General features: G+C 61.7%; 21 protein-coding genes and 1 pseudogene. 8 read left to right on the forward strand and 14 right to left on the reverse strand.

Features of this window, described 5'->3' with window-relative positions:
- Positions 1–969: 969 nt before the first annotated feature.
- A pseudogene (locus AC0L17_RS17150) lies at positions 970–1,185 on the forward strand (histidine kinase dimerization/phospho-acceptor domain-containing protein); the annotation flags it as partial.
- Between the two features lie 126 nt (positions 1,186–1,311).
- On the opposite strand, the gene AC0L17_RS17155 reads toward AC0L17_RS17150, so the two are convergent.
- The 12 genes from AC0L17_RS17155 to AC0L17_RS17210 all read right to left on the reverse strand — a co-directional run bounded on the left by AC0L17_RS17155 (position 1,312) and on the right by AC0L17_RS17210 (position 13,229).
- Positions 1,312–1,596, reverse strand: a complete 285-nt coding sequence (locus AC0L17_RS17155) for a copper-binding protein (RefSeq protein WP_473516696.1) — start codon at positions 1,594–1,596, stop codon at positions 1,312–1,314.
- A gap of 27 nt (positions 1,597–1,623) precedes the next feature.
- Complete coding sequence (locus tag AC0L17_RS17160) at positions 1,624–2,112, reverse strand: cupredoxin domain-containing protein (protein ID WP_473516697.1); 489 nt, start codon at positions 2,110–2,112, stop codon at positions 1,624–1,626.
- 42 nt (positions 2,113–2,154) lie between these two features.
- Complete coding sequence (locus AC0L17_RS17165; RefSeq protein WP_473516698.1) at positions 2,155–3,513, reverse strand: multicopper oxidase family protein; 1,359 nt, start codon at positions 3,511–3,513, stop codon at positions 2,155–2,157.
- A 17-nt stretch (positions 3,514–3,530) separates the two neighbouring features.
- Positions 3,531–4,988: a TolC family protein gene (locus AC0L17_RS17170; RefSeq protein WP_473516699.1), complete on the reverse strand. Its 1,458-nt coding sequence runs from the start codon at positions 4,986–4,988 to the stop codon at positions 3,531–3,533.
- The gene (locus tag AC0L17_RS17175) at positions 4,985–5,218 is read right to left on the reverse strand and encodes a hypothetical protein (protein WP_473516700.1); all 234 of its coding nucleotides are present in this window, start codon (positions 5,216–5,218) and stop codon (positions 4,985–4,987) included. The genes AC0L17_RS17170 and AC0L17_RS17175 overlap by 4 nt, the downstream gene beginning before the upstream one ends.
- Positions 5,219–5,306: 88 nt before the next feature.
- Positions 5,307–5,564: a hypothetical protein gene (locus AC0L17_RS17180; protein WP_473516701.1), complete on the reverse strand. Its 258-nt coding sequence runs from the start codon at positions 5,562–5,564 to the stop codon at positions 5,307–5,309.
- A 253-nt stretch (positions 5,565–5,817) separates the two neighbouring features.
- Positions 5,818–6,255, reverse strand: a complete 438-nt coding sequence (locus tag AC0L17_RS17185; protein WP_473516702.1) for a YqaA family protein — start codon at positions 6,253–6,255, stop codon at positions 5,818–5,820.
- 26 nt (positions 6,256–6,281) lie between these two features.
- Complete coding sequence (locus AC0L17_RS17190; RefSeq protein ID WP_473516703.1) at positions 6,282–8,285, reverse strand: multicopper oxidase domain-containing protein; 2,004 nt, start codon at positions 8,283–8,285, stop codon at positions 6,282–6,284.
- 66 nt (positions 8,286–8,351) lie between these two features.
- A complete protein-coding gene (locus AC0L17_RS17195) occupies positions 8,352–8,912 on the reverse strand; it encodes a cytochrome c (protein ID WP_473516704.1) in 561 nt (186 codons plus the stop codon).
- The gene (cueR, locus tag AC0L17_RS17200; protein WP_236373914.1) at positions 8,909–9,307 is read right to left on the reverse strand and encodes a Cu(I)-responsive transcriptional regulator; all 399 of its coding nucleotides are present in this window, start codon (positions 9,305–9,307) and stop codon (positions 8,909–8,911) included. Before cueR ends, AC0L17_RS17195 begins: the two co-directional genes overlap by 4 nt.
- Positions 9,308–9,316: 9 nt before the next feature.
- Positions 9,317–11,833, reverse strand: a complete 2,517-nt coding sequence (locus AC0L17_RS17205) for a heavy metal translocating P-type ATPase (RefSeq protein WP_473516705.1) — start codon at positions 11,831–11,833, stop codon at positions 9,317–9,319.
- Between the two features lie 229 nt (positions 11,834–12,062).
- Positions 12,063–13,229, reverse strand: a complete 1,167-nt coding sequence (locus AC0L17_RS17210; protein ID WP_473516706.1) for an FAD-dependent monooxygenase — start codon at positions 13,227–13,229, stop codon at positions 12,063–12,065.
- Between the two features lie 208 nt (positions 13,230–13,437).
- On the opposite strand from AC0L17_RS17210, the gene AC0L17_RS17215 reads away from it, so the two are divergent.
- The gene (locus AC0L17_RS17215; RefSeq protein WP_473516707.1) at positions 13,438–14,100 is read left to right on the forward strand and encodes an adenylate/guanylate cyclase domain-containing protein; all 663 of its coding nucleotides are present in this window, start codon (positions 13,438–13,440) and stop codon (positions 14,098–14,100) included.
- 90 nt (positions 14,101–14,190) lie between these two features.
- Here the strand turns inward: AC0L17_RS17215 and AC0L17_RS17220 are convergent, their stop codons facing one another.
- Together AC0L17_RS17220 and AC0L17_RS17225 are read right to left on the reverse strand one after the other, a co-directional pair.
- Positions 14,191–14,529, reverse strand: a complete 339-nt coding sequence (locus AC0L17_RS17220) for a MarR family winged helix-turn-helix transcriptional regulator (RefSeq protein WP_473516708.1) — start codon at positions 14,527–14,529, stop codon at positions 14,191–14,193.
- A 106-nt stretch (positions 14,530–14,635) separates the two neighbouring features.
- Entirely contained in the window at positions 14,636–15,370 is a 735-nt protein-coding gene (locus AC0L17_RS17225; protein ID WP_473516709.1) for a hypothetical protein, read from the reverse strand.
- A 169-nt stretch (positions 15,371–15,539) separates the two neighbouring features.
- On the opposite strand from AC0L17_RS17225, the gene gntF reads away from it, so the two are divergent.
- From gntF to AC0L17_RS17255, 6 genes are all read left to right on the forward strand, one after another.
- Complete coding sequence (gene gntF / locus AC0L17_RS17230; RefSeq protein ID WP_473516710.1) at positions 15,540–16,745, forward strand: guanitoxin biosynthesis pre-guanitoxin forming N-methyltransferase GntF; 1,206 nt, start codon at positions 15,540–15,542, stop codon at positions 16,743–16,745.
- A gap of 314 nt (positions 16,746–17,059) precedes the next feature.
- A complete protein-coding gene (locus tag AC0L17_RS17235) occupies positions 17,060–17,779 on the forward strand; it encodes a FadR/GntR family transcriptional regulator (RefSeq protein ID WP_473516711.1) in 720 nt (239 codons plus the stop codon).
- Positions 17,780–17,839: 60 nt separating this feature from the next.
- On the forward strand, positions 17,840–18,814 hold the full coding sequence (locus AC0L17_RS17240; RefSeq protein ID WP_027151856.1) for a sialic acid TRAP transporter substrate-binding protein SiaP: 975 nt from the start codon (positions 17,840–17,842) through the stop codon (positions 18,812–18,814).
- A gap of 79 nt (positions 18,815–18,893) precedes the next feature.
- The gene (locus AC0L17_RS17245) at positions 18,894–19,466 is read left to right on the forward strand and encodes a TRAP transporter small permease (protein ID WP_091593869.1); all 573 of its coding nucleotides are present in this window, start codon (positions 18,894–18,896) and stop codon (positions 19,464–19,466) included.
- 3 nt (positions 19,467–19,469) lie between these two features.
- Entirely contained in the window at positions 19,470–20,876 is a 1,407-nt protein-coding gene (locus AC0L17_RS17250; protein WP_473516712.1) for a TRAP transporter large permease, read from the forward strand.
- A complete protein-coding gene (locus AC0L17_RS17255; RefSeq protein WP_473516713.1) occupies positions 20,873–21,922 on the forward strand; it encodes an L-idonate 5-dehydrogenase in 1,050 nt (349 codons plus the stop codon). The genes AC0L17_RS17250 and AC0L17_RS17255 overlap by 4 nt, the downstream gene beginning before the upstream one ends.
- Positions 21,923–21,941: the final 19 nt, after the last annotated feature.

The raw sequence follows: 21,941 nt of genomic DNA on the forward strand, positions 1-21,941 counted from the left end.
CCCTTTGCTTCGACATTGTTGTTGGTCGTATGATGCCCGATATCCGGGATGGATAAACATTTTCCGGGCTGACGCGGCTGCTAGACGCGACATCGCCTTCCCCATCGCCCCAAAACCACAGGATAAGGACTTCCGGTCGCTGGGAAGGTCAAGAGCTTTCCGCCAGTGGCCTCTGAACATTAAAGGGGCACGGATATGCGGTAGCAGGATCAAGTCATAAGCAGGGCCGCTCCATCTCCATCAGCCGCTCAGCGGCAAACCCGATCATCTCGCGCAGGATATCGGCGTCGGGGTCTTCTCTACGAGCGTGCGCAGGTTCATCATGTCGTTGGTCATCGGTGGTTCCTTCAAATCAGGTTGTGTCAGCAACCCAACCCTACCGAAGAAGATCGATGACCGCCGCTACGCCGCTCGCTCGCTACAGCGCTGTTGAGGGCGCGCGCTCGCGAGCGGCTTCGCTACCGCCGACCTACACCACGCGGTGGGACACGACCGACTGGCAGGAAAGGCCGAGCATGACCGTCTCGCGGTCTGCACTGCAGCGGTCTCAACAGGAACCGTCCAAATGCACCGTACTTTCCGGCGAATCTTAGCGACAATGTTGATAGCCTGGGGTGTCGGCTACGCTGTCGGCTACGCGCAGGCGCAAAACCCGCTCATCATCACGGCACCAGTCTCCGGTCAGACTATTGATGGGACGCTCTCCTTTTCCGGGACGGCTGCCGTCAACAGCATCACACGGCGCGGAACTATTCGCGGGCAGACCAATACCGGGGTCGAATGCCGAGGGACAACTACCATCAACCTTACCTTTTCGCGTGGAGAAGGAACGATGGTTTGCGGACGACTCTCAACCCGATTCGTGTTCTCGCTGACCAGCAGACAACCTCCAACTGGCACAGGAACGGGAATCCTTTCCGATGGGCGAAGAGTGGTCTTGAGAATAGGACGATGACCCCAAAGCGACAGGCACGCCCGTTCAACCGCATGCAGGAGCGCCTGCAGCGCTTCGTCGAGGACCGTACGCGCATGCTGGCGGCGATCAGCCACGACCTGCGCACGCCGCTGACCTCGCTCCGGCTGCGCGCCGAGTTCGTCCAGGATCACGATCTCCAGGAAAAAATGCTGAAGACCATCGAGGAAATTCAGACGATGACGGAAGCAGCGCTCGCCTTCGCGCGCGAGGGCACCTGACGATTGGCAAGAGAATCTCTGGATAACATTCTGCGCGGCCCCTCGTCATGAAGCGCGTTTTTGCCTGATCGGACGGCGGCCGCGGGTTGATTTGCAACTCGCGGCGCCAGTCCCAGATCACTTGATATCGGTGACCGTGATGCGCCCGTTGACGCGGTCGGCTGCAAACTCGATTGCCTGACCCGCTTTGACCTTCTCGATCATGCCGTCCTCCGCGACGACGAACACCATCGTCATCGCTGGCATGTCGAGATTGGTCAGCGGCTCATGCTTGATCGTCAGCTTTTTCTGCTTGGCATCGACTTTGACGACTTCGCCTTTCACGTATTCCTGTGCGAACGCGCTCCCGCCGATGGCGAGCGCGAGCGCGAGGGTCGAGAATGCTCTTGTCAATATCTTCATGACTGCTTCCTTTGCGATTTTGGGGGCTTAGTGGGCGACGGTGATATCGCCCTTCATGCCGGAATCGTAGTGACCCGGGATCAGGCAGGCGAAGCCGAATTCGCCGGCGTTGGCGAACGTCCAGATGATCTCGCCTCTGGCGCCGGGCGCCAGCCGGATCGAATTGGGATCGGCGTGCTCCATCTCGGGGAATTTCTCCATCAGCGCCTTGTGCTCCATGATCCCGTCATGGACGTCCATGACGAATTCGTGGTCGACTTGGCCCTTGTTGACGAACTCCAGGCGAACGGTCTCGCCCTTCTTCACCTTGAGCACGGCCGGCTGGAACAACATTTTTCCGTCGTCCTTCTCCGACATTGAGATGTTGATGGTCCGCTTTGCCTTGCCAGCCTCGCCAGGGCTGCCGATTGGCATCGTGGCGGCTTTGTCGCCATGGCCTCCAGCGTGGGTTCCACCGGCAAGAGCTGCTCCCGAACTGACCGCCATCAAAGCGGTCGCTGCGATAATATGTTTCATGCTGCACTTTCTCTCATGGTTGAGGTCGAGGGGTTTCGGTTCTCATCCCTGTTTGCCGTGACCGCCGTGCGCTGCCGGGGCCATCGTTTTTGCGTCGCCTGATTTCGTCGGAGCGGGGACATCCCCCTTCCACTCGTAAGCCACGGTTCCCTCCGGGTGCTGGTACCAGCCCGGATCGGCATAATCGTTCGAGGCGAGGCCCTCGCGAACCTTCACGACCGAGAACATGCCGCCCATCTCGATGGCGCCGAATTGGCCCCAGCCGGTCATCATCGGGATCGTGTTGTCGGGAAGCGGCATCTCCATCTCGCCCATGTCGGCCATGCCGCGGTCACCCATGGCCATGTAATCGGGCTGGACCCGGCGGATTTTGTCGGTGACTTTTGAGTTGTCGACGCCGATGTACGTGGGCACGTCGTGGCCCATCGCGTTCATTGTGTGGTGCGACTTATGGCAATGGATTGCCCAGTCGCCCTCATATTTGGCTTCGAACTCATATGCCCGCATGGCGCCGACGGGGATGTCGATCGACACCTCCGGCCACCGCGCCTCCGGCCGGACCCAGCCGCCATCGGTGCAGGTCACCTCGAAATCGTAGCCATGCATGTGGATCGGATGATTGGTCATGGTCAGGTTGCCCACCCGGACCCTGACCCGGTCGTTTTTCCCCACGGGAAGATGGCTGATCCCCGGAAAGACGCGGCTGTTCCATGCCCAGAGATTGAAATCCGTCATCTCCATGATGCGCGGGACGTACGACCCCGGTTCGATGTCGAAGGCGTTCAGCAGGAATACGAAATCGCGGTCCACGCGCATGAACTTCGGGTCTTTGGGATGAATGACGAAGAAGCCCATCATGCCCATGGCCATCTGGACCATTTCGTCGGCGTGCGGGTGGTACATGAATGTGCCGCTCTTCACGAGGTCGAACTCGTAGACGAAGGTCTTGCCGGGCGGGATGCCGGGCTGGGTTAGACCGGTCACTCCGTCCATGCCGTTGGGCAGGATCATGCCGTGCCAATGGATCGTCGTGTGCTCCGGCAGTTTGTTTGTTACGAAGATGCGGACTCGATCGCCCTCGACCGCCTCTATGGTCGGGCCGGGAGATTGACCGTTGTAGCCCCAGAGATAGGCAGTCATGCCCGGCGACATCTCGCGCTCGACCGGCTCGGCCACCAGATGGAACTCCTTCACGCCGTTGTTCATGCGCTGCGGAAGGGTCCAGCCGTTGAGCGTCACGACCGGCTGGTAGTCCGGTCCGCTCGTCGGGAAGATCGGAGGCTGCATGTCGGGAGATTCCATGATTGCAGCATCGGGCAGCCCCATCGCCGACGTTTTGGTCCATGCAGTGGCACCGGCGAGCAGGGCTCCCGCGCCTAGCAACTGACGTCTTGAAAGCATTTTCTTCTCCTTGAGGTTCAGTGGCCTTCGGCGCCCGCTTCGGCTGCTGCCGGTGCGTCGCCGCCCGCGGGCGAGCTTGCGCCGCCGCCGTGGATGGCGGTTCCGAGGTTGACGTCGGCCAGCCAGAAATTGCGCTTGGCATTGAGGGAAAGCATGATCGAGCTGATTTTCGCGCGTGTGTCCGCCAGCAGCTCGAACGTGTTGGTGATCATGCCGTTGTAGGTGAGGAGCGACTCCGCCTCGATCTTTGTTCGCAGCGGTACAACATTGTTGCGATAGTGTCGGGCAATGTCGTAGGTCGAACGATAGGCGTCATAGGCGGATCTGGCCTCCGACCGGATGTTGACCGCCTTTTCGGCCATCCGATTTGCGGCTTGCATGTAACCAAGCTCGGCCTTGCGCATGCGTGCCTCGCCGGTGTCAAAAATCGGAATGACGAACTCGAGCTCGAGAGTGGGTGAGACACTCGTTTCCGTCGCACCCTCCTCCGCCTCCTCACGTTCCACCTCCACGCCTGAAAGCAGTTCCAGATCGCTGACGTAGCGCGTCGCCTCGGTCAGACCATAGGATTTCGCCAGCGCGTCCAGCTCAAGTTTCGCGATCTCAAGGTCGACGCGATTTTTTAGCGCCTCCGCCTCGATTGCGCGTTTGGCCTTGGCGCCTTTGGGCAAGGCTGGAAGCATGTTGGGGACTGAGTAATCGACGTCCGGTCCCCATAGACCCATCAGCCGGGTGAGCTCTTCCTTGGCGGTGCGGGCGGCGAGCCGCGCCTCCGCCGCCTGACCGGTGATTTCGGCATAGAAGACGTGTTCGCGGGCTTGGCCGGTCTTTGTGAAGGCGCCCGTCTCTCCAAGTTTTTGAGCGAGTTCGGAGGCAGCGTCGGCGGCGGCTTGCGCCTTGTTCAGATAGGAAACGCTCTCCCAGGCCGAGACAGCATTGATCCAGGCCCGCCGCGTGTCCGCGGCCAGTCGTAGTGTTTCTTCGGCGGCGCGGAGTTGGGCCTGACGGAAACGCGCATCCGCGACTGCGACGCGCCGCTTGTGGGTCGCCAGCGCAAGGATGTTGCTGACCACCGCTCCCTCAATCGTCCGCACAGGATCGACGCCGATCATGCCGACCGAGATCGTCGGATTGACGAGCATCGATTCCTGCCACATGTCGACCGCCGACAGGCCGATCTCGGCGTAGGCGGCCTGCAGGCCCTTGTTGTTGAGCAAGGCGACCTGCACCGCGGTGTCTGGACCGATTGTTTTCTTCTGGACGAGGCTTTTCACGCGCTCTGAAACCGTCCGCGCTTCCTCGCTGGATTGCACCCAGACGGTTTTCTTGCCGGTCACGGATTCGGCACGCGCCGCGACTGTCGTGAAACCAGCCATGGGGGCTGAGATGCCATCAAGGGCCCCGCTTGTCGTGCATCCGGCAGCGATCAGCGGGATGGTTACCACCGCAGCCATGGTGAGGAGCCGGCGCTTCATGATCCGGCTCCCGGGTTCGCAGGGGAGCGTTCTTCATTGAGACGCCGCCAATTCTGCGGATCCACTGGCTCCCGGTGGCGATAGTCGACGACGACCGGATGGTAGTGCGCATCACGGACGCCCATTGCCGGATCGGCCGGATTGAAGGTGGGAAGGATGTCCGGGGGCGTGGTCGCCGCACATCCGGCAACTAACAGCGATGCGAGCATCGCGGAGCTTGCGATTTTCATTGTAGACCTGAAGCATGACGTATGCGTTTGGCCGCGCGGGAACGGATTCCCGACGCTGCGCGCGAACGCCCGAGGAGGGCGTGTCAGTTCAGATGTGTTTGGGGGGCCTTATCAGCGCTGCGTATTCGCCAAGCGGCAAAGTCACGGCAACGACCGACGCAAAGCAGCGGGAGACAACATGCTCCAAGTCAGGGCATTCGACCGGCACCGCATGTGCCGGTGCACAATGGACTTCGCAGGTTTTGTCCGAGGATTGCTTGTCGCCGTGATGATGCTCCGACGTGTCCGCGTCGTCCGCCGTGGCGCCATGATGGCCCATGTCGTGCGCGGGTGTCTCGGCCTGCACATGCACTCCGGAGTGAAAACCCGTGGCGTTGGCTGTGGCAAACAGACCAGGCTGAAGAGCCGACATGACCAGGAATACGACCGCCAGCATTGCTCGGAGCGGTATGTTTCCCAAGATCGAGATTCGACCAACATTCGTCATCGTGCCCTTGGGACAATTGTTCGCGTGATTTGTCAAGTTCGCGTGCGTAAAGTTTGTTGCGATGCAACCAAAAGTGAACGTAGCTGCCTGCTGCGATATCTGCCATTTCGGTTCACATCAGGCCCAGCACTGCTCCGGCGACAACCAGATAACGCGAAACCTTCGCCAGGGCGACGATTGCGACAAAGCTCCATAGCGGCTCGCGCAAAACCCCGGCGACAACGGTCAGCGGGTCGCCGATGATCGGCATCCAGCTTAACAAGAGCGACCATTTTCCATAACGGCGATACCAGTCTGTGGCGCGGTTGAGCCTCGCCGGACGCAGCGGAAACCAGGGCTTGTCCCGGAAGCGTTCGATCCCTCGACCAAGACCCCAGTTCACCACAGAACCCAAGACGTTGCCCAGGCTGGCGACAAGAACCAGCACTGCGGGCGAGAAGGAATCCATGGCGAGGAGCCCGGCAAGGGCGGCCTCCGACTGCGCCGGGAGGATGGTCGCCGCAGCGAAGGCAATAGCAAACAGGCCGCCGTAGATGGCAAGGATATCCATCTACGTTTCGCCTTGCGGAGCGGGCTTCAGGGTTGCACATCGATTACGACCATCAGTCCGCCACCGCCCTTCTCTTCGACGTTGTTGTTGGTCGTATGATGCCCGATATGGCAATGGATCAGCCATTTTCCGGGCCGACGTGCCTGCCAGACGACATCGTAGCGTTGCCCTGGTCCGACGTTGACTGTGTCGGCAAGGAATCGTGCCGACTCCGGGATGGTCTCGCCGTCGCGGGCGACAACTTCGAATGGACCGCCGTGGATGTGCATCGGGTGGATAAACCCATTATTGGTGCCGATGAAGCGCACTTTCAGAGTTTCGCCGACCTTCATCCTGATCGTGTCCGTCGAAGGATAGGCGCGGCCGTTGATGGTGAAATAATTCGGCTGCCCGCCGTCCATCGGCATCGACGGAAAAGTCAGGCCCTCCCGCATCAGCCATTCCTGAAGCTGGATAACATAGTCGTGGTCTGCCGCAATCTCGTCCTGGGGATTGGCGGGATCGATGATGAGTGCGCCGTAGAGTCCGAGCGCCTGCTGGCGATCGACATGGTCATGCGAGTGATAGAAGTAGGTTCCCGATTGGCCTGCCGTAAATTCGTATCGGTAGCTGCCGCCGGGCGGGATCGGCTCCTGCGTGATCTCGGCCGGGCCGTCCATTTCGTTCGGCAGGATCAACCCGTGCCAATGGATGGTCGTACTCTCCGGCAGGCGATTCGTCACATTGATGCGCACCCGGTCGCCTTGCCGGATATGCAGCCGCGGGCCGGGAACCTGCCCGTTGATCGCATAGGCGTCGACTTTCACGTCCGCCAGGATCGCCCAGCGGATGACCGAGGTTTCCAGGTCGAACACCTTTACCCCGTTCTCCATCCTGGCTTCCAGTTCCCGGTCGCCGCGAACTTCCAAGCCATGGCTGGCCGTGATCAGGCGAGGATGCACGGCGGCCATGTCCAGCATCGCTGCAGCCGGCGTGTCGCGGTCCATGATCATGCCGGGCGGCATAATGGCGCCGCCTACGTCTCGCGCGCTGAGGGCGAGGTTCACCCAATTGGCCGGAGCGATCATGCCGAGCGCCAGCGCGAGTACGGACACGCCGCCGAAGGCCGCGAGTTGCGGCACAGTTGCATCCGGTTCCATACCGTCGTGACCGCCATGCGAACCACGCGACCCTCCTCCCCCATCGCCGTGGGAGGAGCCATGGCCGGATCCACGATGGCCAGGCCCGGGATTGCCGCCTGGGTTGGCATGTCTGGGCTTGGCATGTTCATCGAGGCGGGCGTAAGCGTGGTGCCCCACCATCCCGGCTTTCGCGCCGCTATGTGCGTGCTCGCGCCTGCCTTCCCTTGCCTTGTCGAACTCCGGTTCGCGTTCGGTCATCAGCCCGTGCTTCAGTCCACGGGCCACCATCCATACGTTGGCGGGATATGCGGTGACGAATCCAACGATCACGCCGAACGACATCACGCCCCAGAACAGGAGCTCGGTCGGTTCCATGGCCCGCATGTCGCTGCCCATCATCAGGAAGCTCATGATTGGCGCCATGCCCGCCATCATGAAATTCATGCTGATGAATTCCGGCATGAAGCTCTTGCGGACATTCTCCCAGTAGGTGCCGCCCATCATCGATTTCATGAACAGCGACTGGAAGATGAACAGGCCGAATGCGAAACCGGCAACGTACTCGACAACAAGATCGATCCACATCGGCAGCCCGAGAGCGGCGGTGATTGCCGCAGCAAGGATGATGCCGGTGGCGTCTCCGGCGACGCAGTGGATCGTCGAGCCGACGCCTTGCTTCCAGAGCGGTTTGGTGAACGCCTCATGTTCGCCTGGCCGAGGCTCCTTGTCGGCCAGCACGTAGATCAGCAGCCCCAGCGGCCCCATATAAAGCGTGACCAGGATGAAACCCCATTTCATCACCACGGGTTCGGGGTTGTTGCGGAACTGGTCCCACGCAACATAGGCCGTGCTCAGGCCCGCCAGAACGAACCAGACTGCGAGGAAGTAGTCGACGGGCTGTACGAACATTGCAGGATTCCTGTCGATTGTCGTCAATGTCACCTAGTCCGGCATCGGGTGAAGTCGATGCCTTGCCTACTGCCGTTTCTCCCTGAACTTGGCGTGGCAGTTCGTGCAGTTCTGCAGCATCAGATGGAATACGTGTTCGGCTGGGATCTTCGAAGGATCGGAATCGGCCGCGCCGCCAGCCCGTTTTCCGAGCAGGCTGCTGCCCATTGCCATTCCGGGTTTCATCCTCATGGCTTCCGTAATGCCTTCGGGCGCATCGTCAGCCGCATCTGACAGCGCCGCAGCCAGGCTTTCGAGATGACGAGCGACCGCGGCGAATTCTTCTTGGGACTGACCGATATCCGCCTTAGCGGCCGAGGGTTCACCAAGCGAGTCCGCTGGAAATGCGTCTACCATGGCACTTCCGGACCGGCGGCGAATGGTTTCGGTTGCCGCCTTGAAGGCTGCGGCATCGTAGGCCACCTTGCCGGCAAAAATCTCGGAGATGGTCTTGGCGGCGCTCGCCATCGCCTTCATCGACGCTTGGCGCTCGGCGACGACTGGGGCGACGGCTGTCTTCGGGAGCGCCGTCCCGGCGGCGATCCCGGCGATGACAAGGACTGCTGCAATGATGGGGACGCGCCTCACTGAACCGTGCCGCGTCCAGCAAGCCCGTCGATGATCGGGCAATCAGGTCGGTCATCGCCGTTGCAATGGTCGGCCAGATGCCGAAGCATGTCCCGCAGCCCGGCGAGTTCCGCAAGTTTCCGGTCGATTTCGGCGAGCTTGGCTTCCGCTATGGCCTTCACATCCGCGCTTTCGCGCTCCTTGTCGCCGTAGAGCGAAAGGAGCTGGCGGCATTCCTCGACCGAGAAGCCCAGGCTGCGTGATCGCTGCAGGAAGCGCAGGCGATGCACGTCGGCCATCGAATAGTCCCTGTACCCGTTGTCGGCGCGATCAGGCCTGAGAAGACCGATGTCTTCGTAGTATCGGATGGTCTTTGGCGGCAGGCCGGACTGTTCTGCAGCAGTTCCTATGTTCATGGTCTGACCTCAAAGCTTCAAGGAACGAAGTCGCAGCGCGTTTCCGATCACGGAAACGGACGAAAGGCTCATTGCCGCTGCCGCGATCATCGGCGACAGCAGCGTGCCGAAAACCGGGTAGAGAATACCCGCCGCTACCGGCACGCCGAGCGCGTTGTAGACGAAGGCGAAAAACAGGTTCTGCTTGATGTTGCGGATCGTCGCCTGAGCCAAGGCGCGCGCGCGAACGATGCCGTTGAGATCGCCCTTGACCAGCGTGATGCCGGCGCTCTCCACCGCCACGTCGGCGCCAGTCCCCATGGCGATGCCGACATCGGCCGCCGCCAAGGCTGGAGCGTCGTTGACGCCGTCGCCGGCCATCGCGACGCCCGCGCCCTTGGCATGCAACTCGTCGATCAGCGTCTTCTTGCTTTCGGGCAGCATGTCGGCCCGCACCTCGTCGATGCCAAGCTTCGCCGCCACCGCCTTCGCGGTGCGCTCATTGTCGCCTGTCGCGATGATGATCCTGAGCCCGCTGTCATGCAGCGCGCGGATCGCTTCCACCGTCGTCGCCTTGATCGGATCGGCCACGGCGACGAAACCGGCAAGCCTGCCGTCGGCCGCGACGAACATCACCGTCTTGCCGTCGGAACGCAGCGCGTCGGCACGCTCCTTCGCCACCTCCAGGCCGATGCCCAGATCGTCCATCAGCGCCTGATTGCCGAGCGAAACGGCGCGGCCCTTGACCGTTCCCGTGACGCCCTTGCCCGTGACGGCCTCGAAATCCGCTGCGTCTTCGACGGTCGCGCCGCGCTCCCGCGCACCATCGACGATCGCCTCGGCAAGCGGGTGCTCCGAACCCTTCTCGAGGCTGGCGGCAAGGCCGAGAAGTTCGGCCTCGTCAAAGCCATCGAACCCGACGACGTCGGTCAACTTGGGCTTGCCCTCGGTCAGCGTGCCGGTCTTGTCGACGATCAGCGTGTCGACTTTGGAGAAGCGCTCCAGCGCTTCGGCCTCCTTGATCAGCACGCCAGCCTGCGCGCCGCGTCCCGTGGCGGTCATAATCGACATTGGCGTCGCCAACCCAAGCGCGCAGGGACAGGCGATGATCAGCACCGAGACGGCCGAAACGATGGCGAAGACCATGCTCGGCTGAGGCCCATAGATGGCCCAGACGATGAAGGCGACGATGGCGACCAGAACGACAGTAGGCACGAAGTAATAGGAGACGCGGTCGGCAAGTCCCTGGATGGGCGCTCTGCTGCGCTGCGCCTTGGCAACCATTTCGACGATGCGCGACAGCATCGTATCGGCGCCGACCTTTTCGGCGCGCATGACCAGCGTTCCGTTCTTGTTGAGCGTGCCGCCGGTCACAAAGTCGCCTTGCGTCTTCTCGACGGGGACAGGTTCGCCGCTCAGCATCGATTCGTCGACCGAGGAGCGGCCTTCGAGCACCGTGCCGTCGACCGGCACACTGTCGCCGGGCCGCACGCGGAGCCGCTCGCCGGCCTGCACTTCCTCGAGCGGCACATCCGTCTCAGAACCGTCCGCCCCGATCCGCCGTGCCGTCTTCGGCGCCAGGTCGAGCAGTGCGCGGATGGCGGAGCCAGTGCGCTCCCTTGCCTTCAGTTCCAGCACCTGGCCGAGAAAGACCAGCGCGACGATTACTGCGGCTGCCTCGAAATAGACTGGAACCGTGCCACCGTGGCCGCGAAACTGGTGCGGGAAGATATCCGGGAACAACGTCGCCACGACGCTGTAGACATAGGCGGTGCCGACGCCGATCGAGATCAGCGTCCACATGTTCGGACTGCGGTTGACGATCGACTCCCAGCCGCGATGGAAGAAGGGGATCGCCGCCCAGAGCACCACCGGCGTCGCCAGCGCCAACTCGATCCAGACTGCCGGCCGCTCGCCCAGCCAGTCGCGGAACGGCAGGCCGAGCATCGGTCCCATGGTGATCAGAAGCAGCGGGATCGACAGGACGGCACTTACCCAAAAGCGGCGGGTGAAGTCGACGAGTTCCGGATTGGGACCTTCGTCGCCGGTCGGCACGCCCATCGGCTCCAGCGCCATGCCGCAGATCGGGCAGGCGCCGGGCTTGTCGCGGACAATCTCGGGATGCATCGGGCAAGTATATTGCGTGCCCTTCGGCATCGGCTCCGGCGCTGGCTGGCCGCTCAGATATTTCTGAGGATCGGCCTCGAACTTGGCTTTGCACCCGGCGGAGCAGAAGTAAAAACCCTTGCCCTCATGCCGCACGAAATGCTTCGCCGTGGCGCGCTCGACTTTCATCCCGCAAACCGGATCGGTCGCATTCAGAAAGGCTTCTGGCTCCTTCTGGAACTTGGTCCGGCAGCCTTCCGAACAGAAATGATAGCTGTGGCCGCCCAAGGTCGCTGACGGCTTTCCCGCCGCTGGATCGACTGTCATGCCGCACACTGGATCGCGAGTGACGACGATTGAGGCAGCGGCCGGCGCGTGCGAGGAACAGCACGAGCCATGCGATGCGTCGGTGTGGGTGGCATCATCGTGACGGTCGATCATGGGGCACTCCTAAATGGGCAACTCCCCTTCCACCTACGGTTTCCAGTTACTGGAAGGTCAAGTGGCTTTCTGCAAAATGATCGCTTACTTCCGCCGCGATATGGCCAGCGTGTCCCCCTGTGGGCTGCCGCAGGATGAGATGGGCGCCCCTTCACCTGCCGCCAGGGCCTTGGCCACTATGCCGCCGACAAGAAAAATTGGACGATTGGTGTGCGCTTAATCGCCGGCGCTAGGCGGCGGCCCTGACAGGCTCGAAATCTATATCGAGAACCGCCTCGAGCTGCCGGTCCATCAAACGCTCCGGTATGCTCTTTACCAGCAAGTTGCGTAGCGGGACGACAAGCGGGTTCTGCCACTGCGCCACTTTCGCATAGAGGCGCGATTCAGCCGCGACCCTATGTGCCCTGTCGAGACGGCGCTTGTCATACTCGCGGATGGCCCGGTCGGCCGGAAGTCGCCCGAACAACGCAGCAAGAACGGCCGCGTCTTCCATGGCAAGTCCGGCGCCTTGTCCCAGATCGGGCGTCACCGCATGCGCGGCGTCGCCAAGCAAAACCGCTCTTCCGCGCGTGAACGAGGGCATTGGATCGAGATCAAGAATGTCCGTCCAGATCAGCGAGTCCTCCGCGGTCCGATCAAGGACCTCCGGGACTGGCTCGTGAAATCCGGAAAACATCGCCTGCACTTCTGCAAGATCGGCCCGAGCCAGCCTGGGGTCGTCCCGTTGGTCTGCGCCACAGCAGGCAAACCAGTAGACCCTTTCGCCGGGGATCGCGGCCAGACCGATGCGTTTTCCGGCCCCCCAGCTTTCGGTAAGACGCGCCGGGTCCATTCCTTGCAGGAAACCGGGCGCGATCGCGCGCCAGCAAGCGTAGCGAGCGAAATGCTCGCGCGATTGGGGAAACAACGCTCTACGAACCGCGGAGTGAATGCCATCGCAAGCGAGCACCAGCTCGCTTTCCACGATCTCCCCATTCGCAAAGCGCAGGGCGATGTTGTCGCCAACCTGCCGAGCATCCACGCATTCCATTTCGGTGCGGATGATAGAACGTGGTAGTTCCGAAAGAAGGGCCTTGTGGAGATCGCCACGATGCAGCACGGCCATGCTGAGGTGACCATATTTCTGACTGAAGCGCTGAAAATCCGTGGATTGGAGAACTTGTCCCTTGTCGTCGAGAAGATCGAGCCTGTGTATTGGCTGCGCCTCGGCCACAACCGCTTCGTAGAGCCCGAGCGTACGAAGGGCACGAAGCGCATTGGCGCTGAGACTGAGACCCGCACCCAGAGGTTTCAGTTCGCTCGCCTGCTCGTAAATCTCGGTCTCCCATCCGAGGAGGCGCAGGCCCTTGGCAACTGCAAGTCCGGCGATGCCTGCTCCAATGATGACTGCGCGCATGTTCACGCTCCCTTTCGCCTTTGCCACGGGGCAAAACACTTTGCGAGACCAAAGTGTTCCCGAGGAAACAGGCGGCTAACGCCTTCTCCAATTTCACTCGAAGGGAGGTCTGCGGTGTGTCGTACCGACGCCCTGGAGCTCTGACGATCGCGTCCGAGATTCGCGAAACCGTGTTACAGGCGTTAAATAACTTCGCATGGACAGGGATATGAGCCAGACGCAGAGTTCCGTCGGCGCTTCGGCTACGGTGGCATTCATCGATCTTGCGGGCTTTAGCGCCATCGCGGACGTTTATGGATATGCAGCGGCAATCGATGTGCTCGAGATTTTCGAGAGCATGGTCCGCGAGGCGCTTGCTGGCTACGAGCCTCCGATCAAGTGGATCGGGGATGAAGCGATGCTCTCGTTTCCGGAGCCGGAGTTAGCGATCCAGGCGCTTGGAACGCTGTTGCAGGCATGCCGGGAAGAACCGCGCCTTCCGCTCACCCGGTCGGCGCTGAATCATGGACCGGTCATCCGCAGGGCAGGTGATCTGTTTGGATCGACCGTCAACATAGCGGCACGTATTGCTGCGCTTGCGTCCCCCGGTCAATTGCTTGCGACTCAACCCATTGCCGACGCCGCTGCCGCCAAAGGCATCTTAGTGCGGGATCTCGGAGAGGTGGCGCTGCGGTCGGTAGCTGATGAAATCCCTCTTTACGAGATCGAACTTGCTCCGTCGCCTGACCCGGCCTGGATCGATCCAGTGTGCAAGATGCATGCTCCTTATGCATCCTATCGACGGGCCGCCCCAGAAGGGCCATGGTTTTGTTCGCCGCGTTGTGAAGAGGCATATCGGAAGTCGCCGCAGACCTATCCACTGGCTCGGTGACGCGGCTGCCCTGGCGGCCCCTTCTCAGTCTATGACATATGCCACGGTGCCGAAATCGCCGCAGCATGATCGGCCGCCACGAGTGGCACATTACGACAGCCGCTCCGATCGCGCTTTCACATCATTGCTCAGCTGCCGCACGATGTTGGCGGTCTCGCGGATATCGGCTTCGCTGAGAGCGACGCCCATGGTCGGGGCGATCGCCAGGAGCCGGGTATTCATCTCGCGGTAGCCCGCGTCGCCTTTGCGCGTCAGCCGGACGAGCTTGGAGCGCCGGTGCCTCGGATTCTCGATGAATTCCACGAGCCCCTCGGCCGCAAGCTGATCCGCCAGCCGCTGCATGCGCTGACGGCCGGTGGGCCGCATCTGGGCGATCTGCGGTACGGTAAGCGGACCAAGCAGCGCGAGGCTTCGCATGAAGCCGAGCACCGCCGCACCAACTGGTGATGAGCCCTGTCTTCTGGCCGAGAGCTCGTATTCTGAAGAAGCACTGCTCGGCTGCGGCAGGGATAGGCTCATTTGAGCGGCTCGATTTTCAATCGGCGCGTGGCCTGGTCGCGCCGCGCCACAGCATCCGCCCAGCGCGCCGCAGCGCCGCAGAGACAGGTTCCGACGGGTCGCTCGGGTGGTTCAGGGTCAAACACTGGTTGAGCCATATACCCTCGATCAGACTTGCGGTCGCGCTCGCCAGGTCCAGAACCGTCATCCCCTCCCCCATCGCCGAGTCAAAATGATCGAGGGCGTCAGCGAAGACGTCCTTGAGTTGAGCTACCCATTGGCGGTATTCTGCAAGACCCGTTCGGGATATCTCCTCGCTCCATAGCCCATATGGTACGGTGCTCAGCCATAGCGCCCACAAGAAAGCATAGTTTACGGTTGGCTCCGCGCCGTGCTGCGGACCGCGGTCCGACTGGCCGGAAAAGAACGCGTCAACCCATTCGTCAGCAGTGTCGAAGTCATCCGGCGATGGATACTCGATCTGCTCGATCCAGGCGATCGCACTGAGCGCCAACGCCATCGTCTCCGTCTGATAGGCGGCCTGACTGCCAAACAGATTGGTAACAGCGCCGCGCGTCTTGCCATCGTGCGCGGCGGCCGCACTGGCATCAAGTCGCGCAAATGGTCCGATCGCGATCGCGCGATCGTCCAGCTTTGCGGAATCGTCCTGGATTTGCTTCAGAACGACGAGTTCACCGATTTCGACGTATCGTTTGCGCGCATCTGCCTTTGACAGCGGCGAGCGTCCGTTGATCACTTCCACGATATCCATTCTTGCCCCTTCGATACGTGCGTACGGTACGTACTCTTAGCTTGACAGGCGGAACGTTGGCAAGCATAGTGTAGATACATACCGTACGTATTAGCAAAGAATGCGATAGCTGTGGCCGAGGACGGCAGCAAGCAATGGGAGACGGCGCGCAATCGCGTCGTCGGCGCCGGTGGCTGATCTCGCCGAAACGTTCCGCTCGGCCACGCGGATCAAGAAGTGGTCGGCGACGATCGTCGCGAATGCGGTTTCGACCTACGCGCTCGACACGGTTGCCACTGCTGCGGGGGTGTTGCTCGTAGCGTCCGGCCAGCTTTCTGGCATAGGCATCCACGCCGCCGCCATCGTGCTGGGCGCCTCATGCGTACTTTGGGCGTGCGGCCTTTCGTCCAGCCTGGCTGCGAACTGGCGGCTGCTGGAAATGACAGGAACCAGCAGCAGTATTCTATCCAAGTTGGCCTATGATCTCACAGGACGCAGAACCATGCGCGTCGGAATTCGCCGGTTTCTGAGCGCAGCAGGATACGTCGTCTTCGAACTTGCCAAGGAAACGCCCTACTACTCCGGCGCTTTCGGTCTCGCCCTCGCTAGCGACGCTGTTTCCGGAGAAGAGGCACTGGTTTTCCTGGCCGGCGCCAATGCCGGTGCGGCGGCTTATGAATACGGGCTCGGCTGGTCGACCCGCGTGCTTCTTCAAAAGGCAGTACCCTACACGTCGTTCGAAAATGCATGGTCCCCAGCGGAATACCTCGCCGACTATTACAGTGCTGTCGAAGTCGACGAGCAACATACGATCGCCTTTTTTGCTGAGGCCGCGCAACGGATACCAGTCGGTGAATCGGTGCTCGTTTTCGGTGTCGGTCCGACGCTTCACCACGTCTTCCCGATTACGACGCAGGTCTCCGAAATTCATCTCGGAGACTATCTTCGATGCAATCTCGACGAAATCTCCCGCTGGGTCGAACAAGACGAAGGTGCGCACGACTGGAAGCCTTTCGTCAGCTACACTCTTCAATGCGAGGGCATGGCGGATCCCACCTGGGAAGATATTCTTGATCGTGAACGCCTTACGCGCAACAGGATCACAACCCTGCTGGAGGTCGATATTCGTAACGATAGGCCGCTGGCGGATGCGCAACGGCTCTATACGACCGTTCTGAGCGCCTACTGCGCAGATTCGGCCACGGCCGATCTCGAAGAGTGGCAACTATACATGAGGCGGATCATTGAATTGGTGCGGCCTGGCGGCACGCTTCTTGTTGCCGCTCTCGGCAAGACGCACAGCTATCTCGTGGGCGGCAGGGCGTTCCCAAGCCCCATGCTCGATGCGGTCGACATGGAAAGTATCTACGGGACTGTTTTCCGGAAGGGGCATTGACGATCAGAACTGTGCATGTGCCGGAATGCGCTCAACACGGCTATTCAAGCATCATTCTCGTGGCCGGCCATCGTCGAAAACCGACGGCGACAAATGATGCTGCTTGCTCATCGACCGGCGGGCAGGTCCGCTCTGGACGAAAGTCTCCGTAATTGCCGGACAGGGCGGCGGGTGGAGACCGAGAATGGGTTCCATCGGCGTTCTCTGCTGCTTGACTCTCAGCCTTTTTCGCGGCAGGCTTCGATCAATAGGTCAGACCAATTTACCGATCCGGGATCAGCCAGATGATTCCGTTGAAGTAGAACTGGGTAACAATGCCGATCCAGGCCGTTGAACCGCGTCGACTTTACCGACAGATCGCCGATCAGCTCAGGCAGTTGATCGACGCGGGCGAATTCGCAGTCGGCGATCGGCTGCCGACCGAGCGCGAGCTGGCCGATCAGCTTGGCATCTCCCGCCCGACCGTCCGTGAAGCGCTGATCGCGCTCGAGGTCGAGGGGCGCATACGCATTCGCGTCGGCTCGGGCATCTACGTCACCGAACCGCCGCGTGCCGAAATTTTGACGGCGGAAATGGATGAAGGCCCGTTCGAGCTGTTGCGGGCACGCGAGTTCATCGAAGGCGCGATCGCCGCCGAAGCCGCCCTCCATGCTCGGCCGATCGACATCGAACATATGGACGACGTGCTGCGCCGCATGGAGGACATACCTCGCCCGACCAAAATGACGATCGCGCTCGACCGCGAGTTCCATACGATGGTGGCGGGCATTCTCGGAAACGCCGTTCTGGTGCGCTGCATCGGCGAGCTCTTCGATCAGCGCATGAACCCATATTTCGAACGCCTGTCGAGCTATTTCGAGAACAGGGAGTCCTGGCGGGCCGCCGCGGAGGAGCATCGCGCGGTGCGCGACGCGATCGCGGCGCGCGACCCTGAACGGGCCAAAGCCGCCATGCAAGAACATCTGCGTCAGTCGCAACTGAGATTCTCACGCAATTTCGGTGAGAAATCCGCGGCCAAGGAGGCCGCGGGATAGGAGTCAGCCGACCGGGAGCATCCTGTCGGCACCGTCAATCCATTCACAGGGAGGAATATGATGTTGAGGAAATACGCCGTTCTGCTCGGCACGATCGCCGCAATCGCTCTGCCCATGGCTTCGGCCTCTGCGCAAACCGCGCTGAAATGGGCCCATGTCTACGAAACGTCCGAACCCTTCCACACCGAGTCGGTGTGGGCGGCAGAAGAGATCAAGAAGCGAACCGACGGCCGCTATACGATCGACGTCTTCCCGGCTTCGCAACTCGGCAAGGAAGCCGACATCAACCAGGGGCTGACCCTCGGCACGGTCGACATCATCATCTCCGGATCGAGCTTCGCCGCCCGCGAATACCCGCCGATCGGCGTGACCTACTTCCCGTTCACTTTCCGCGACGCCGATCACCTGCTCGCTTACACCAAGAGCGACAAATACAAGGAGTTGACCGCCGGCTTCGAAGAGGCCTCCGGCCATCACATCACCGCGACCACCTACTACGGCACGCGTCACACGACCTCCAACCGGCCCATCGAGAAATGCGCCGACATGCAGGGCCTGAAGATCCGCGTGCCTGATGTGCCGGCCTATCTCGCCATGCCGCGCGCCTGCGGCGCCAACACCGCGCCGATCGCCTTCGCCGAGGTCTATCTCGCCTTGCAGCAGGGCACGGTGGAAGCGCAGGAAAATCCACTGACGACGATCGACGCCAAGAAGTTCTACGAAGTGCAAAAGCACATTATCCTGACCGGGCACATCGTCGATCATCTCAACACGATCGTGTCGCAATCGCGCTGGTCGCAATTGTCGGACGAGGACAAGGCGATCTTCACCGAGGTGATGCAGGAAGCCGCCGCGCGAGCGACAAAGATCATCGTCGATCGCGAGAAGGCCCTGGTTGAAACCTTCAAGGAGCGCGGTCTCACCGTCACCGAAGTCGATCGCGCCGATTTCGAAAAGAACGTGATGGAGAAGGTGACGTTCGACGAGTTCGGCTACCGCAAGGAGGATTGGGAGGCGATCCGCGCCGTCAAGTAACCCGCATCGATCCGGGCCCGGCGCGACAAGCGCGTCGGGTCTGTCGAGCCCGCTGTCCAACAGTGCCCGGAGCTTGCCGATGACCCAAGAGGTCCACACCCAGGTTACCCCAGAAGAACTGGCGCATGCCTTCGAGGAAGAAGCGCCGCCCATCGATCTGTCGCGATACGCGGTGGAGGACTGGGTCACGCTCGCCGTGTTCTGGGGCATGTCGTTCTGCGTGTTCCTGCAGTTCTTCACGCGCTACGTCATGAACAACAGTTTTGCCTGGACCGAGGAGATCGCCATCAACTGCCTCGTCGTCGTGGTCTTCCTGGGCTCGGTGATGTGCACGCGCACCACGCGCCACATCCATGTCGACGTGCTCTATCACTATCTCCCCGCTGGGGCGGGGCGCTACCTGGCGCTCGCGGTCAATGTGATTACCATTTGCTTCTTCGCCTACATGTCCTGGCTCCTCTGGCGCTATGTCGGGATCGTCCACCGCGAGCGGATGGTCACCATCAACCTGCCGCGCAACGTCGTCTTCTACGCCGTCTTCGCCGGTTTCGTGCTGATGATGCTGCGCGCCATCCAGGTCTTCATCGGCAACATTCGCCGTGGCTACTCGGCGCTGGAGCGCCCCGCCGCGTTCGACGGATTGGGGGAATAGGCCATGCTGCTTCTGATCGGAGCCTTTCTCGTCCTGATGCTGGTCGGCGTGCCTGTCGCTGCGTCGATGGCGGTGTCGTCGCTGCTCTATCTCGTCTTCTATGGCGTGGCGCCCGACATCATCGCCGCGCAGCGCATGATCGCCGGTGTCGAGAGCTTTCCGCTGCTTGCCGTGCCGTTCTTCATATTCGCCGGCAATCTCATGAACATCGCCGGTGTCACCGGGCGGATCTATTCCTTCGCGCTGGCGCTTGTCGGCTGGATGAAGGGCGGCCTCGCGCAGGTGAACATCATCGGATCGGTGGTCTTCGCCGGCATGTCGGGCGCAGCCCTTGCCGATGCCGCCGGCATCGGCACCATCGAGATCAAGGCGATGAAGGACCACGGCTATCCCGTGGAGGCGGCGGTCGGCGTCACCGCCGCCTCCTCGACGCTCGGCCCGATCTTCCCGCCGTCGCTGCCCTTCGTCATCTACGGCATGATGGCCAACGTCTCGATCGGGGCGCTGTTCATGGCCGGCATCCTGCCCGGCGTCGTCATGACAGCGCTGATGATGGTGACGGTCGCGATCTTCGCCCACCGCCGGGGCTGGGGTTCGGACACGCCGTTCAAATTGAACCGGCTCGCCGCCGCCTCGATCGAGGTCGCCGTCGTGTGCTGCTTTCCGCTGGCGGTTTATGTCCTTGTCCAGATGGGACTGTCGCTCAACATTGCTGTTGGCATCGTGCTCGTCATCCTGATCGCCTGCGACTGGTATTTCGACTTTTCCGCCGTCATGGCGCTGATGACACCGATCATCCTGATCGGCGGCATGACCATGGGCTGGTTCACCCCGACCGAAGCGGCCATGGCCGCCGTCATCTGGTCGTTGTTTCTCGGGCTCGTGCGCTATCGGACGATGACACTCGCAGCCCTCGCCAAGGCCAGTTTCGACACGATCGAGACGACCGCGTCGGTCCTCTTCATCGTCACCGCGGCATCGATCTTCGCCTGGTTGCTCACGGTCAGCCAGGCGGCGCAGCTGTTCTCGGTCTTCATCACATCGCTGACCGAAAACAAATGGGTGTTCCTGATCCTGGTCAACATCCTGATGCTGGTCGTCGGCTGTTTTCTCGACACGATCGCCGCCATCACGATCCTTGTGCCGATCCTCCTGCCGATCGTGGTTCTCTACGGCATCGATCCGGTGCATTTCGGTCTGATCATGACGCTCAACCTGATGATCGGTCTGCTCCATCCGCCGCTCGGCATGGTGCTGTTCGTCCTCTCGCGGGTCGCAAAACTGTCGGTCGAGCGTACGACCATGGCAATTCTGCCCTGGCTCGTGCCGCTGATCGTCGCGCTGATCCTGATCACCTTCGTCCCCGCCATCACGCTGTGGCTGCCGACGCAAATGGGGCTGATCCGTTGATCGACAGTGCAATCGCAGCGACGCTGTTTGGCCCCGAGGATCTGCGCGTCGTCGAGCATCCGCTCGGCCCCCTCGCGCCCGGAATGGTGCGCGTGCGCTTCGGCGCCGGCGGCATCTGCGGTTCCGACCTGCACTATTTCCGCCACGCGCGGACCGGCGATTTTGTCGTCACATCGCCGCTCGTGCTCGGCCACGAGGTCGCCGGCGAGATCGTCGAAATCAACGCGGACGCGCCCGGACTCGCCGTCGGTGATCGCGTGGCGGTCAACCCGTCGCGCTGGTGCGGACAATGCCCCCGATGCGCAGAGGGCCGCGCCAATCTCTGTGAAAACATCTATTTCATGGGCTCGGCGTCGAAAACGCCGCACATGCAAGGCGGTTTTGCCAGCCTGTTCGACGCCACGCCGGCGCAATGTGTCAACGTTCCGCATGCTGTCGCCTACCAGGCGGCGGCACTCGCCGAACCGCTCGCTGTCAGCCTGCATGCTGTGGCGCGCGCCGGCGACATCGCCGGCCGCAACGTCATCCTGATCGGTGCCGGCCCCATCGGGCTCCTGACCATGCTCGCCGCCAGGCTCAAGGGTTGTGGCGAGCTCACCGTCGCCGACATAGCCAAGGCGCCGCTCGCCTTCGCCAGCAAACTTGGAGCAAACAGGACGATCGACCTGTCCGGCGGCGACGACGAACTCAAGGCGCTCGCGGCCGACAAGGCGATCGATGTCGCGTTCGAGATTTCAGGCACCGCCGCGGGTCTCGCAGCGGCGATCGCCAGCGTCCGGCGCGGCGGCACGGTCGTTCAGGTCGGCAATCTGCCGGGTGGTCAGATCCCGGTGGCCGCCAATGCGGTGATGGCCAAGGAAATCAATCTAAACGGCACGTTTCGTTTCGGCGCAGAATTCAACGAGGCGGTCGACCTCATCGTCAGCGGGGATATCGATGTCCTGAAGCTGGTGACCGCCGAACGCCCCCTCGCCTCGGCCCGCGATGCGTTTGCCTTGGCCGCCGACCGCTCGCAGAGCGTCAAGGTGGTGCTGACCGCCGACTGAGGCGCTTTTTTCCCGGCGC

It is taken from the genome of Mesorhizobium sp. WSM4829 (assembly GCF_055811475.1).